Genomic DNA, 14,117 nt, shown 5'->3' with positions numbered 1-14,117 from the left:
GCGCGCCGGGTGCGAAGGCCGCTTCGCGCAGGCGCTCCTCGCTCGCCGCGTCCCCCGGGCTCGTCCAGCGCGCCGCGTTCGCCGCCGTCGCTCCGTCGAATCGCGACGCGCATCCGTGCCTTTCGAGGCCAGGTCGAGGAGATGTCTATTGCGTCGCCGGGGGCGGCTCGCGATGCTGCGAGCCTCATGGCGGCACGAAAGATCGCTATCAGTACCGGCGGAGGCGACGCGCCGGGGCTCAACGCTGTGATCCGCGCGGCCACGCTCGGCGCGCTCGAGCGTGGCTGGGAGGTCTGGGGGATCCGGCAAGGGTACCGCGGGTTGCTCGACGACGATCCGGATGGGCTCATCCGCCTGGATCGCGAGCGGGTCCGGGGCATCGCGCACCTCGGGGGCACCATCCTGGGCACCGCGAACCGCGGCGATCCGTTCCATTACCCGACGCCTGGCGAGCACGGGCTCGTCCCCCGGGATCGATCCGAGGATCTCGTGCGGCGGTTTCGCGCGGAGGGGTTCGACGCGCTCATCTCGGTGGGCGGAGACGGATCCATGTGGATCGCGCACCAGCTGCTCCAGCGCGGGCTGCCCCTCGTCATCGGCGTACCGAAGACGATCGACAACGACGTCTGCTGCACGGACCTCACGTTCGGCTTCGACACGGCGGTCTCCATCGCGACCGAGGCGCTCGACCGGCTCCACACCACGACCGAGGCGCACGAGCGGATCATGGTCGTGGAGGTGATGGGGCGGCACGCGGGCTGGATCGCGCTCAACGCCGGGATCGCCGGCGGAGCCGACGCCATCCTGATGCCGGAGATCCCGTTCCGATTCGAGGCGATCGCCGAGAAGATCCGCCTGCGGGAGTCGCGCGGGCGCCGCTTCTCCATCGTCGTGGCGGCCGAGGGGGCGTACGCGCAAGGGGGCGAGCTGATCATCAAGGACGCGGGCGACGCGTTCCGCCGCACCGCCGTGCTCGGGGGCGTGGCCGAGCGCGTGGCCAAGGAGCTCGCGGCCCGCACCGGCAAGGAAGCGCGCTCGATGGTGCTCGGCCACCTCCAGCGGGGCGGCGGACCCACGACGGCGGATCGCTTGCTCGCCCTCCGCTTCGGCGCGGCCGCGGCGCGCTGCCTCGTCGAGGACTGCGGCAGCGGGATGGTGGCGCTGCGCTCGAACCGGATCGAGCTCGTCCCCCTCGAGGAGGTCGCCGGCAAGACGAAGACGGTGCCGCTCGACTCGGACACGGTCGTCACCGCCCGTGAGATGGGGCTGTGCTTTGGAGACGAGGCGCCCGGCCACTTCGTCGCGCCCTGATCGGCGAGCGCGCGGGTCTTCCGCTGTCTCCCTGCTCCTCGGCGAGAGTTATGTAGGATTGTGCGGTATCGCCCCCGGGCCGGGCGATTTCCGCTCGGCGCCCCGTCGGCAGGATTGGCAGGCGGACGGCGGCCGCGCGATCTGAGCTGCGCTGCCAGCCTCGTGTTTGACACTCGTTGAAGGGGGCCGATATCTTGGTTTCCCCTCCGAACCCGCGCACACCCCGGAACATGACGAAAGTCCTCGTATTTGAGAGCGATCCGGCGTTTGCCGGGGAGCTCCGCACGGAATTGGGCCGCCTCGGCTGCACCGTTCAGGTGGTCGACGACGGCAACGTCGGCCTGCAGGCGGCAGCGGCCGAGCGCCCCGACCTCATCCTGCTGTCGATCGAGCTGCCGCGCATGAACGGCTTCTCGGTCTGCAACAAGCTCAAGAAGGACGTGCAGCTCAAGGACGTCCCGCTCGTCATCATGTCGAGCGAGTCGAGCGAAGAGACGTTCGAGCAGCACCGCAAGCTCAGGACGCGCGCGGAGGACTACATCCACAAGCCGATCGCGTTCGGCGAGCTCCTCGAGCACATCCGCAACTACGTCCCGATCGACGGGGACGACGCGGAGGCCGATCCGATCATGATCGATGAGGCCGAGGTGCTCGAGGCCGACATCGACGAGGACTCCGGCGATCCCACGATCATCACGGCCGCCGTGGGCTCGGACGGCACGCCCGGGAGCGTCGCGCCTCCGCCCGCCGTTGCGCCGTCGGTCCCGCCGCCAGTGCCGAGGCCGCCGTCCGCGGCGCCGCCGCCGCCTGCCGCTGGCGCCACGCCGTCCGCGGTGCCGCCGCCCCCCGCGCCGAGGCCGACGTCCGCGGTGCCGCCGCCCCCCGCGCCGAGGCCGACGTCCGCGGTGCCGCCGTCTGCCGCCACACCGTCTGCCGTGCCGTCGGCGCCCCCTGCCGCCGCTGCGCAGGATCGTGCCCGGGCGTCAGCTCCGCCGAGGCCTCCGCAGGGCGCCGCGGCGCGGTCGGACGCCCGCAAGTCGGACGAGGACATCGAGGAGTTCATCGGCGGCGCGTTCACCCGGCTGATCCGCGACGAGGAGGAGGAGCGCACCGACGTCAGGCCCTCGGTCGCGCCGTCGTCTCGGACGCTGGCGCCCACGAAGACGCCCGTGCCGGCCTCGGCGCCGCCGCCCGTGAGCTCGTCGCCGGTGGCCGCGTACCGGGCGCCGGTCTCCGAGCGCGGTGCCGCGTACCGGGCTCCGGTCTCCGAGCGCGGTGCCGCGTACCGGGCTCCGATCTCCGAGCGCGGGCGGCTGACCCCTGCGCCGCCCGCGCCGCCTCGCTCCGACGCCGACGCGGCCGAGATCGAGCGCCTGCGTGGCGACCTGGACAGGTCCAAGGGAGAGATCGTCCGCCTTACCAAGGAAGTCGCGGCTGCGCGCGCGACCTCGCTCCGCCTCGAGGGAGAGCTCTCCTCGACGAACGACGGCAGCCAGGAGGCGGCCCGCCTGCGGCGCGAGCTGGACGAGCTCAAGGTGAAGCTCGCGTCCGGCGCCGGCGCCGGCTCCAGGCCCGGCGGCGTGTCGAGCCGCGAGTTCCTGGATCTGCGCGAGGCGCTCAACAAGAAGGACAAAGAGATCCTCGCGCTCCGCGACCAGATGTCGCGCAAGGACAAGGAGCTGCTGGAGCTCCGGGATCAGTCGCTGTCGCTCGAGCGAGAGAAGGCCGATCAGGTCGACAGGATCCTGGAGCTCGAGCGCGCGAGCGAGGACCTCGACGGACAGGTCGCGTCGCTCCGCGCGGACAAGGAGCTCGCCGCGAAGCGCGCGGACGACTTCAAGGCACGCGCGGAGAAGCTGCAGGGGCAGATCGTGGCCCGCGACGCCGATCTCTCGTCGGCCCGGCAGGCGCTGATGGACGCGGAGGCGGCGCACACGGAGGCGCTGCGCGCGGCGGCGGACGAGAAGACGCAAGCGATCGCCGCCGTCGAGGCCTCAGCGCAGCGCGAGCTCGAGGAGAGCGCGCAGGTGGAGCGCGAGCGCTTCGAGCAGGCGGCCGCGGGGCACCGGGCGGAGGTGGAGCGGCTCAACGCCGAGCACGCCGCCCGGCGCGAGCAGCAGGCCGCCGAGCACCGCGCCGCCATCGAGAAGCTGACCGGCGAGCACGCCGGCGCCATCGAGAAGCTGACCGGCGAGCACGCCGGCGCCATCGAGAAGCTGACCGGCGAGCACGCCGGCGCCATCGAGAAGCTGACCGGCGAGCACGCCGGCGCCATCGAGAAGCTGGCCGGCGAGCACGCCACGGCGCTGGACCGACTCCGGGCCGAGCATGCGGCGGCGGCGGAGGGGGCGAAATCCGAGCACGCCGCCGCCATGGAGGGGCTGCGGGCCGAGCACGCCGGGGCGCTCGACGCGTCGAGGCGCGAGCACGAGGCCGCCGTCGAGGCGCTGCGGCGCGAGCACGAAGCCGCGGCGGAGCGGCGCGACCGGGAGCACGCCGCTGCGCTGGACACGGTGCGAAGCGAGCACGCCGCCGCCCTGGAGCGCGCTCAGGCGGAGCACGCCGCCGCGCTCCAGGGGGCGCGCGACGAGCACGCCGCCGCGATCGAGAAGCAGCAGGCCGCGCACGCGTCCGCGCTGGAGTCGCTGCGGGGCGAGCACGCGTCCGCGCTGGAGTCGCTGCGGGGCGAGCACGCGAGCGCCGTCGAGGGGCTCCGGAGCGAGCACGCGGACGAGATCGGACGGCGGGATCGCGAGCACGCGGGCGCGCTGCAACGCCTCCAGACCGAGCACGCGCGCGCCCTCGAGGGGCAGGCCGAGGAGCATGCGCGGGCGATCGCGCAGCAGACGGAGGAGCACGCGAGGGCGCTCGCGGCCGCGCGCGAGAGCTTCGCAACGCAGCTCGCGGCGCGGGAGCGCGAGCTCATCGAGGAGCGCGAGCAGGCCGTCCGCGACGCCGAGCAGGCCCACGCGAAGCGGGTGGTCGAGCTCGAGGCGCGCGCCGCCGAGCGGCAGGCGCAGCTCGAGGCCGCGCACGCGCAGGCGCTCGCCGACGCGCGCGCGGCGCACCAGGCCGAGACCGCCGAGCGGGAGGCCGCCTGGGCGGCGCAGCGGCGCGAGCTGGACGAGGTCGCCCGCGGGCTCTCCACGGAGCTCGGGCAAGCGCGCAGCCAGATCGCGGACCTCGAGGCCCGGACGCAGGAGCTCGATCGGCAGCTGGAGCAGCGCGCGGGCGAGCTCTCCGCGGCTGCCGCGGAGCGCGAGCGCTTGCTGGGTGAGCTCGCCGAGCGGGCGCAATCCATCGAGGCGCTCCAGGGCCGGCTCGCCGAGGCCGAGCGGCGTGGGAGCGAGCTCGGCGCTCAGCTCTCGCAGCGGACCGAGGAGCGCGACACCCTGCGGGCGCACGGCGAGCAGCTCACCGAGCAGCTGGCCGTCGAGCGCGCCCGCCTGCAGAAGGCACGCTCGAAGTGGGGTGAGGACCGCGTCTCGCTCGAGCGCGCGCGGGAGGCGCTCGCCGCGGCGCTGTCGCAGATCGATCAAGCCGAGGCGCTCTCGATCGAGTGAGCCCTCGGCGCTCCCTGGAGGGCGCTCGGGGCGATCAGCGCGAGAGCGCGGCCGCCCCGAACGCCTCGGGGAGCAGCGCCGACAGCGAGGTGGTCCGCGGCGCCACGCCGTCGGCCTCGGCGGCGATGAGGCGGATCGGGAAATCCACGGCGAACTCGGCGAGGGTTTGCCGGCACATCCCGCACGGGCTGCCGAGCACGGGCCCGCTGGTGGCGACGGTGAGCGCGATCGGATCGCGCTCGCCGGCCGCGACCATCTGCACGATGGCGGAGCGCTCTGCGCAGATGGTGAGCCCGTACGAGGCGTTCTCGACGTTGCAGCCGGTGAACACGCGGCCGGATCGCACGAGGATCGCCGCGCCCACCCGGTAGCTGGAGTACGGCGCGTGCGCCCGCGTCCGGACGGCGAGGGCGGCCTGGTCGAGCGCGTCCCAGTCGATCGCGTGCGCCGCTTCAGCCGAGGTGAGCGCGTCGCTGGCGTCGCGCGGAGGGCGGCTCACGACGCCGTGCTCCCGGCCGCGACGTCGGCGCCGACGCGGCGGACCCACGTCGAGAGCAGCGCCGTGAATCGGGCGCGCGCCTCCCGGGCGGTCTCCTCGACCTCCTTGTGGTCGAGCTCGCGCTTGGTCAGCCCCGCGGCGAGGTTCGTGACGCACGAGATGGCCGCGGCGGGCACGCCCATGTGCCTGAGCGCGATGATCTCCGGGACGGTGCTCATCCCGACCGCATCGGCCCCGAGCGTGCGCAGCATCCGGATCTCGGCGGGCGTCTCGTACGTCGGTCCGAGCAGCGCGGCGTAGACCCCCTCGCGCAGGGCGACGCCCGTGTCGCTCGCCGCAGTCTTCGCGAGCTCGATCAGCCTGGGATCGTGCGCGTAGGTCATGTCGGGGAAGCGCTTGCCGAGCGCCTCGTCGTTCGGCCCGACCAGCGGGTTCGCTCCCATCAGGTTCAGGTGATCGGTGAGCAGCATGAGGTCGCCGGCGGCGAACCCCGGGTTGATGCCGCCGGCCGCGTTGGTCAGGAGCACGGCGCGACAGCCGAGCCGGGCGAGCACCCGCACGCCGAACACCACCTTCGCCAGCGGGTGCCCCTCGTAGAGGTGCGCGCGCCCCTGCAGGCAGGCGACCTGCACGTCCCCGACGCGGCCGGCGCAGAGGAAGCCGGGGTGCCCGGCGACGGCCGGCCGGGGCATGCCGGGGATGTCCGCGTAGGGCACCTTCACGAGCTCGGCGAGCTCGTCGCCCCAGCCGCCGAGCCCCGATCCGAGCACCACACCAACGCGCGGAGGCGCTGGAATTCGTTCACGAATGACGCGCGCGGCTTCGTCGAGCTCAGGCAGGAGGGTCACCGTGACAAGCTACCCCAGGGCGGCGCAAAGGGTAAACGTCGCAGCGTAAACGTCGCAGATGCACGGCGGCGCCGCGCGTGATAGGGTCGCCGCCCTTTCGGGGCAAGTGACGACGATGGGCACCAAGATCGAAGATTTCTTGAAGGAAAAGAAGATCGACCCCCGCCGCATCATCGCGGCGTCGGTGAAGATCGAGCGGCTGCAGCCGGAGGATCGGGCGATCCGCCTGACCAAGCGGCTGGCGCGTGGCAGCGAGGACGCCGCCAAGAAGAAGGAGGCGGCGAGCGCCAAGAAGCCGCGCAGCGGTCGTCCCGTGACCGACCGCACGCTGAGCGCCGCGCTGCAGGGCAAGGCGATCAGCGGCCCCGCGAAGACGCGCGTTCTTCGCGCGGTCAACCGGGTCCTAGAGCAGAAGAAGCAGGAGAAGGTCGAGCTGTCGGCGCTCTTCGAGCTGCCCAAGAAGGGCGGCGCAGCGGGGGCCGAGGCCGCGGGCTGAAGCCGACGGGGACGACCCGGACGGCGCCGCGATCTCCTCGACTCGCCCGGCTGGAGCGCTCGTTGGCCTGAGGCCGGCGCGGGCTTCAGCCGGGCCCCTTTTTGTCAGGGGCTGAAGGCGCTCGCTACACGCGATCGCGGCGGCGGGAGCCCAGATCGAGCAGGTCGGCGGCGACGAGGGCCACGGTCAGCGATACGGCGATGAAGATCATGCGCCGGAAGGTCGCGCCAATGTGGCTCAAGGAACAACTTTTCTGCGTTCGGCGTAACCGCTGCCCTTGTGGAGCAGCCGTGCGGCGCCATGAATGATCCGGCGGCTCGGCGCACCAGAGCTCTCCGTGCATACCGTGGCGGTCGAGACGGGGGCGCTGTGGGCGCACCTCTCGCGGTCGTTCTTCCCTGCTGACGCGGCTGCGCCGGACGGCCGTGGCGACGACCTGCCCGAGTGCGCTGCCAGAGACGCCCACGCGCCGCTCGACGTCGCGTTCGCGGGCGGTGACCGCTCTCGTCGTCCGGCGCTCCTCGTCTCTCCGTCGAGCTCCATGAGCGCCGAGGGGGCGGGTAGGCTTCCGCAGGTGACCGAGCCCGACGACGTGGGCGAGTGGATCCGCCGCTTCCAGAGCGGTGACCCGACGGCGTTCGCGGAGATCTTCCGCCGCTACCGCCGCGACGTCGCGCGCCTCGTCTTCAGGATGCTCGGGCCGACCGCCGACGTCGAGGACGTCATCCAGGAGGTGTTCATCCAGGTGCACCGGAGCCTGGGTGACTTCCGCGGGCAATCGAAGTTCACGACGTGGCTCCACCGGGTGACGGTCAATGCCGTGCTGATGGCGCGGCGCGCTGCGCGCTGCCGGCCGGTGTTCGTGGGCGAGCTCGGCGCCGATATCGAGGTGGACCGCGGCATGCTCCCGGACGAGGACGCCGCTCGCGCTCGCAGGATCGACGCCTTTCGGCGGGTGCTGGAGCGCCTCCCCGAGAAGAAGCGGGTCGTCTACGTCCTGCACGAGCTCGAGGGGATCCCGCCGAACGAGATCGCGGAGATCGTCGGCGCGCCGGTCCTGACGGTGCGGACGCGCCTGTTCTATGCGCGCCGCGAGATCGAGGCGATGATGCGCGCCGAGCCCGCGCTCGCCCAGCTCGCCGCCGAGCTGGCCGAGGGCGGCGCGGACAAGGCGGATGGCGCCGGGCCGGCAGCGGCGCGCACGCGCGTTTCCGTGGGGGGCGCCGCCGTGGGATACCCCGCGGCGGATCCATCGGCTGTCGACGCGGAGGACGCATGAGCGGCGCAAAGCACTACGACCGGGCACGCGAGCACATGGAGCGGTTGCTCCGCGCCGAGCAGCCGCCCGAGCCGCGCTGGGAGACCATCGAGCGCGAGCTGTTCGCGCGGATCGAGCGGGCCGCTCCGGTCCACCGCGCCGCGCCGCAGCAGCGCTCGCCGCTCGGGCGCGCGCTCGGGTTCGCGGCGGCGGCGGCGGCCATCGCGTTCGCGGTCCTCGCGGCCGGGCGCTCCGCCCCGCCCGTCACGGCGACGTCGACGCCGCCGCGCGCCCGCGATCTCGCCGAGGTCCCCGTGGCAGCCGGCGGCGACCGGGCGTCCGGCGACCTGGACTTCCGCGCCCTCCGGCCCGGCGACTCCGTCGAGACCGCGGACCACGCGGTCTCTTTCGTCGATGTCGGCTCGGTGCGCTGGACGCTCCTGCCGGACAGCCGCGCCGTCGTGCGCGCCGTGGGCGCGGCAGGGGTCGGCCACGTGATCTCGCTCGAGCGAGGCTCGGTGCGCGCCGACGTCGTCACGCGCGCGCCCGAGGAGGGGCTCGTCGAGGCGTTCGCCGTCGAGGTGGACGGCACCCGCGTCGCGGTGCACGGCACGCTCTTCACCGTGACCCGCCTGGAGGGCCGCGTGGAGGTCGACGTGGAGCACGGCACCGTCGCGGTCGGCCCTGCGGCGTACCGCGGCGCGACCACCGCGCACCTCCTCGTCGGCCCGTCGCGCGGCACCTTCTCGCTCGACGGCGGCCGCGAGGCGCGCCTCCTCGAGCGCCCCGCGCCGCAGGAAGGCGCCGCCGCGGTCGCGTCGCCGGAGCCGGAGCCGGCGCCTGCACCCGCTCCGCCCCAGCCGTCCGTCGGCGCGCGTCTGCCGGGCGGAGCCGCTCTGGCCCCGGCGGTCGTGGCTCGCGCGGAGGAGCCCGCCGCCCCTGCGGTCGCCGAGCCGACTGCGCTGCTGTCGCCGCTGACGACCGAGCCCCCGCCCGCCGCCGCGCCGCCGGTCCCGGAGGCGCAGGAGGCGTCTGGCTCGCCGGCGCTCACGCCGGCCTCCGTGCAGTCGCTGCTGTCGAGCTGCTTCGCGCGCGAGAGCGCGGGCGGCAGGTCCTCGGTCCGCCGATCGATCGTCTCGACGCTGCACGTCTCCGTGCGCCCCGACGGCAGCGTCGCCGCCCTGCGCTTCAACCCGCCGCTCCGGCCGGCGCTGCAGGCTTGCGCCGAGGGCCTCTACCGAGGGCGCTTCGCGGGAGGCTCGAGGCAGCTCGACATCCCCCTGACCATCGACGACTGAGCGGCGGTCACCCGCTTCGGATACGGGCCCATCTCGACGTTTTCGGTGCTCAGCGCACCGGAGTGCGCTTGCGCGCCGAAAACGCCGATCTGGGCCCGTCTCCTGTGCGGGTGACCGCCGCTCTTCCTGTGCGGGTGACCGCCGCTCTAGAGGGAGCCGAGGAGCTGCGTGAGCGCGTAGGTTTCTCGCGCGCCCATCATGCTGAACTGTACCCCCATCCCCTCAGGGGTGGTCCATCGCACCACCGACGGGATCACGGCGACCTGCTTCAGTCCTTGCAGGGACAGCAGCACCTCGACGGTCGCGCCGAAGGGAGCCGGCGAGCTCGTCTCGATGAACATCCCGCCGAGGCTGAGGTCGCGGCATATCGCGTCGACGCGCGGGCCGTCACCGATCCGGAACGCGATCGAGATCTCGATTTGCTTGCGCGGGTGCTTCCGGTGATCTCGCACGTTCCTCGCTGGCTAGCTGCGCGGCGCTGAGGCGCGCCGCGTGGGGTATTCTGGAGCGCAGAGGAGACGATCAATGTCGCGAGCCGAGAGCGTCGCTGTCAAGCGCCGGGAGCCGCGCTCGAGTTCTTCTTCGAGCCGATCGAGCCGCTCGAGTCGCTCGAGCCGATCGAACAACAGCGGCAGCAGCACCCCCGCGGTCGCGGTCGCGTCGTCCACGAGGGCCGACGCGGGGGCGCGCCGCGGCTGGAAGCGGCACCTCGAGGGCTGGGAGCCGGGGCTCGTGGCCGTGTTCATCGCGGGGTCCGCGGCGATCCTCGCTGTGCCGCGGTCGGTCGAGCCGGCCGAGCTGCCGCTGCCGCTCGCCGACGCGCGAGCCCTCGCGCGCGTGCGAGACGCGGACATCACGCGCGCCCGCGAGGCCGAGGAGCTCGGGCTCGACGCCGAGGTGCGCGAGCTCGGCTCCGCCGTCCGCGCGTTCGGGCTCGTGGACGCCGACGCGGATCACACCGAGGCCGAGCTCCTCGCCGCGCGCGCGCGCGTGATCGACGCCATGGGCCGCGCGCTCGCCCAGGGGGACGAGGCGGTGCTCCGGCTGCGCGCCTACCAGCTGAGAGCGTTCGTCCGCGAGGTGCGCCGCTTCGAGGCGACCGGCGAGGAGTCCGACGAGCTCCGCGAGCTCGGCGGCGATTTCCTCGGGCTGCTCCGCCGAAACGCCTGGCTGGGGCAGGGGGACGCGCCGCCGCGCGGCGGCGGGGAGGGGGCCCGCCGCGTCGCCATGGATGGCGTCGCGCTCGGTGTGCTCTTCAAGAAGCGCTGGAGCGCCATCGTCGGCGTCCAGCGAGATCCGTTCGCCCCGGCGCTCGACGAGGAGCGCGCGCTGTTCAAGTTCTTGCTCGCGCACCCGCTCGTCGCCGCGAGGAGCGCGCAGACCCTCCCGGCTCCTCCCGACGAGGAGACGGCGGCGCGCCTTGCGCAGGCGGGTGGGTCGGGGCCGCGCGCACCCGCGGCGGCGCTCCGCGCAGCGGAGGCGCGGCGCGCCGAGGAGCAGTATCGCCTGAAGAAGATTGACGAGCTCGCCGCGCTCGACCCCTCCTATCCCAGGCACCTCGCCCGCGGTGTCACGCTCTATCGGCTGGGGAGCTTCATGCAATCGGCGGAGGCGTTCCGCAGCCACCTGGACCAGCACCCCGACGGGGCGTACACGCTTCGAGCGCAAAACTACCTGCGCGCCGCGCTCGAGCGCGCGCGCGAGGAGCAATTCTAGGAACGGTCTCCCGTCGGCCGCGCCGATCGGTCGCGCCCGCATCCCCCGGGGCGGGCCTACGGGCCCCTGCGTATCCCGCCGGGGCGGTATGGGCGCCCGCTGATGCCCTTGGCCGGGTTGCCTTGCCCGCCGCGCCCTCGGCGCGTCTCCATCTCGTTCCAGATCCCCTGCTTGGCCGAGGCCTGCAGGAACCGGCGAGCGGCCGGAAATACCTCCTGCTCCTCGCTCTCCACATGGCGCTGGTGCGCAGCGCGCAGGTCCTCGATGAGCTGGGGGATCGCCTCCACGGCCTCGGGGCCGCCGTCTCTGTCGATCGCGGCGCGCAGCGCATCGATCGCGCGCTGTTGCGCCTTGTGCTCCTGCCGGAGGCGATCGAGGGTCGGCGCGATCGCCTCGAGCACCGCGAGCCGCGGGTACAGCGAGCGCTCCTCGTCCTCGCGATGCCGGCTCATCGACCGCTCGAAGTAGGACACCACGCTGGAGAGACCCTCGAGCGCGGCGGCGCGCCCGCGGGGATCGCTGAGCGCGCGCGCGGCGCGCGCGAGATCGTTCAGGTTCTCTTCCAGGCTCCGGTGAGCGGCGGCGAGCTTCTCGAGCGGATCGATCCGGTCATCGGACATTCATCGATGATCGAACGACAAGGCGCACGCGTGGAAGCCCTTTATTCCTTCCGCGCGCGATTGGCGCTCCGCGTCGCGCGCGCGTCGCGCGCGCGTCGCGCGCGCGTCGCGCGCGCGGCGTCGCGCGCTCCGCGCTGTGCGCTGGTCATCCGACCAACTCGCCACCTGACCAGCGGAGACCGTATCGCACCTCCGGCGCCGGTCATCCCGCGCGGGATCGCTGGCGCGTTCTACGGAAGGCCCGCGTTGCGGGGCAGATCGAGGTGCAGCGCGGGCGCCAGCATCTCGCGCGCGAGGTGCACCTCGAGCAGGTCGATCACGGGGCTCTTCGACACCGCGCGGAGCCGCTCGTCCGCGCCGGCATCACCCGCCGCCTTCCTGGCCATCGCGGTGTAAAATTGCGCCTCCACCCGCTGCGCCGCGCTCCGGGCGAGCCTGCCGAGATCCGCGTCGCTGAGCCCACCGTTCGCCCAGGCCGCGAGCTTTCCCGTCCAGGATGCGCGGCTCGTCGCGCTGTCCAGCGCGCGACCCGCGGTGCCGTCGGTCGCGACGCCGAGGGCGCGCTCCAGCAGAAGGACCCAGAGCCCGCCGTAGATGAGATCGTCCTCGTCCACGTTCGCCTCGAGGCCGCGCTTCAGCGCCCGTCGGGCGGCGGGGAGATCGCGCTCCACGAGCGCGCGCCCCACGGCGTCGAGCATCGTGGCGCCGAGCTGCGGCGGCTCGGCCGCCACCAGGGCGAACGCCCGATCGTACGCCCGGGTCGCGCCCTTCTCGTCGCCATAGCCGTCGAGGATGCGCCCGAGCAGCCGCTCCGTCCGCGCCTTGGCGCCGGGATCCCGGGCGCGCTGCCGGGTGTCGAGCGCGGCGGCGAGCGCGGCGTCGAGCGACTCCTTCGCCCGGTCCTGCGTGCCAGCGTCGCGGTGGAGCTCGAAGGCGAGCAGGTGCGCCTGGATGATCTCGAGCGGCGCGCTGCGCGCGTCCGGCGCTCCCAGCGCGCGCCGCACGTCCTCGAGCGCCGCCTGGGGCTCGCCGGACTGCCGCTCGGCCATCGCGAGCACCGTGAGCCCGTTGACCGTCGGCTCGGCCGCCGTCGCCGCGCGGAGCAGCGGCAGCGCGGCCACGAGGTTGCCGGCGCGCAGCTCGAGCGACGCCATGAGAGAACGGACGCGGGCGCCTGACGGATCGAGCGCGCCGCCGCCGCGCGCCGCGCGATCGGCGAGCACGAGCAGCGGCCCCGCCGCGTTGTAGGTGCGCCGGGCCGCGTCGAAATCGTCGTTCGACGCCTCCTCCGAGAGCGCGCTCAGCACGAGCCCGAGCGCGGCCCCGAGCGCGCCCGGGCTCGGCCGGTCGCCGAGCGCGCCGACGATCACGAGCGGCGTCGCCTCGGACATGCCGAGGCGGATCATCACCTGGGAGAGGAGCGTGGCGCTGTCGTAGTTCTGCGGGTCGCGCCGGTAGGCCTCGAGGGCCGCGCCCCAGATCGCCCCGTCGAGCAGATCCTGCCGCATCCCGGTCTCGGCGTCGCGCTCCTGCGCCTCGTGCTGCGCGAAGGCGGCGGCGAGCGCCTGCCACGAGACCGCGTCGTCGTCGGAGGCGGCGGCCTTGAGCCGCTGGTACAGGCCGGGCGGGATCACCCGGCGCACGCTCGTGCGGTCGATCTGATCGATCGCGCCCTTCGCGTCGCCGAAGCGGAGGAACAGCGCCGCCAGGCTCGCGCCGCCCGACTCGAGCGCGCGCGCCGCCTCGACCGCCTCCTCGCGCTCCGGCCTCGCGCCGCCCTGGCGGTACTCGATGTTGAACTCGATCGCCCGATCGATCCACGCCACGGTGGCGGCGGCCGCGCGCTGGATCGACTCCGCGCGGCCGTCGACGAGGGCGCGCGAGACGGCCGCGCGCTGATCCGCGCCGAGCTGCTCGAGCGGCCCGCCGGTGCGCGTCTCCTTCATCCACTGCTCGAGCGCGGCGAGGTGCTCGTCGCTCTCGGCGCGGGCCCGGCTCCCGCTCGGCAGCGCGGCGGAGCGGAGCTCCATGAGGGCCCGCACCCGCCCCTCGTCGCCGCGCGGGCTGAGCCGCTCGATCGCGCCGGCGATGGCGCGCTCGCCCACGGCGTCGATCATCTCGGCGCGCCCCTCGCCGGGACGGACGAGGGCCAGCGCGCCCAGGACGCTCTCGACGGCCCGGTCGGGCTGCCCTGCGTTGAAGCGCCCGGCGGCGTGCGCGAGCTGCCTGCGGACCACGCCGATGAGCAGGCCCGTGCGCTGCGGGCTCTGCTTGCCGTCGCGCACGATCGCGAACAGGCTGGCAGAGAAATCGGCGTCGCGGACCTCGACGGCAGCGACGCGGCCCTCGGCGCCTGGCGGCCCCTTCGCCCCCGGCGAGCCAGAGGCCCCGCAGGCGACGGGAGAGAGCGCGAGGACGAGCGCGGCGAGACCCCGAGCGAGACGGCGCCGAGGGAACAGGGGCGGCAGCGACATTGCGAGCCAGTGTACACGGGGGGAGCGTGAGCGC

At 74.0% G+C, this 14,117-nt stretch carries 11 protein-coding genes; 6 read left to right on the top strand and 5 right to left on the bottom strand.

The annotated features are described in order from the left end of the window. Nucleotides 1-186: 186 nt before the first annotated feature. Together WME73_RS32635 and WME73_RS32630 are read left to right on the top strand one after the other, a co-directional pair. The gene (locus WME73_RS32635) at nucleotides 187-1,311 is read left to right on the top strand and encodes a 6-phosphofructokinase (protein ID WP_437740260.1); all 1,125 of its coding nucleotides are present in this window, start codon (nucleotides 187-189) and stop codon (nucleotides 1,309-1,311) included. Nucleotides 1,312-1,541: 230 nt separating this feature from the next. Further along, complete coding sequence (locus WME73_RS32630; protein WP_437912069.1) at nucleotides 1,542-4,874, top strand: response regulator; 3,333 nt, start codon at nucleotides 1,542-1,544, stop codon at nucleotides 4,872-4,874. Nucleotides 4,875-4,908: 34 nt separating this feature from the next. Here WME73_RS32630 and cdd read toward each other — a convergent pair whose 3' ends face one another. Together cdd and WME73_RS32620 are read right to left on the bottom strand one after the other, a co-directional pair. Continuing rightward, nucleotides 4,909-5,373 carry a cytidine deaminase gene (gene cdd / locus WME73_RS32625; protein ID WP_437912068.1) on the bottom strand — a complete coding sequence of 155 codons (465 nt, stop codon included), beginning with the start codon at nucleotides 5,371-5,373 and terminating at the stop codon, nucleotides 4,909-4,911. Next, a complete protein-coding gene (locus WME73_RS32620; RefSeq protein WP_437851165.1) occupies nucleotides 5,370-6,221 on the bottom strand; it encodes a purine-nucleoside phosphorylase in 852 nt (283 codons plus the stop codon). Before WME73_RS32620 ends, cdd begins: the two co-directional genes overlap by 4 nt. 115 nt (nucleotides 6,222-6,336) lie before the next feature. Between WME73_RS32620 and WME73_RS32615 the strand changes: the two genes are divergently transcribed. The 3 genes from WME73_RS32615 to WME73_RS32605 all read left to right on the top strand — a co-directional run bounded on the left by WME73_RS32615 (nucleotide 6,337) and on the right by WME73_RS32605 (nucleotide 9,273). Further along, nucleotides 6,337-6,717 carry a hypothetical protein gene (locus WME73_RS32615; protein WP_437740256.1) on the top strand — a complete coding sequence of 127 codons (381 nt, stop codon included), beginning with the start codon at nucleotides 6,337-6,339 and terminating at the stop codon, nucleotides 6,715-6,717. A 304-nt stretch (nucleotides 6,718-7,021) separates the two neighbouring features. After that, a complete protein-coding gene (locus WME73_RS32610; protein ID WP_437740255.1) occupies nucleotides 7,022-7,996 on the top strand; it encodes an RNA polymerase sigma factor in 975 nt (324 codons plus the stop codon). Continuing rightward, the gene (locus tag WME73_RS32605; RefSeq protein WP_437912067.1) at nucleotides 7,993-9,273 is read left to right on the top strand and encodes a FecR domain-containing protein; all 1,281 of its coding nucleotides are present in this window, start codon (nucleotides 7,993-7,995) and stop codon (nucleotides 9,271-9,273) included. Before WME73_RS32610 ends, WME73_RS32605 begins: the two co-directional genes overlap by 4 nt. Before the next feature lie 146 nt (nucleotides 9,274-9,419). Here the strand turns inward: WME73_RS32605 and WME73_RS32600 are convergent, their stop codons facing one another. Further along, nucleotides 9,420-9,725, bottom strand: a complete 306-nt coding sequence (locus WME73_RS32600; RefSeq protein ID WP_437740253.1) for a PilZ domain-containing protein — start codon at nucleotides 9,723-9,725, stop codon at nucleotides 9,420-9,422. Between the two features lie 73 nt (nucleotides 9,726-9,798). On the opposite strand from WME73_RS32600, the gene WME73_RS32595 reads away from it, so the two are divergent. After that, on the top strand, nucleotides 9,799-10,989 hold the full coding sequence (locus WME73_RS32595) for a hypothetical protein (RefSeq protein ID WP_437912066.1): 1,191 nt from the start codon (nucleotides 9,799-9,801) through the stop codon (nucleotides 10,987-10,989). Nucleotides 10,990-11,045: 56 nt separating this feature from the next. On the opposite strand, the gene WME73_RS32590 is transcribed toward WME73_RS32595, so the two are convergent. Together WME73_RS32590 and WME73_RS32585 are read right to left on the bottom strand one after the other, a co-directional pair. Next, a complete protein-coding gene (locus WME73_RS32590) occupies nucleotides 11,046-11,609 on the bottom strand; it encodes a hemerythrin domain-containing protein (RefSeq protein ID WP_437740251.1) in 564 nt (187 codons plus the stop codon). A 230-nt stretch (nucleotides 11,610-11,839) separates the two neighbouring features. Next, entirely contained in the window at nucleotides 11,840-14,083 is a 2,244-nt protein-coding gene (locus WME73_RS32585; protein WP_437912065.1) for a hypothetical protein, read from the bottom strand. Between the last annotated feature and the right edge of the window lie 34 nt (nucleotides 14,084-14,117).

Source organism: Sorangium sp. So ce302 (assembly GCF_051530145.1).
GTDB classification, from domain to species: domain Bacteria; phylum Myxococcota_A; class Polyangia; order Polyangiales; family Polyangiaceae; genus Sorangium; species Sorangium cellulosum_B.
The sequence above is the reverse complement of the archived record's forward strand: the minus strand, read 5'-3'. Positions and strand labels throughout refer to the sequence as shown.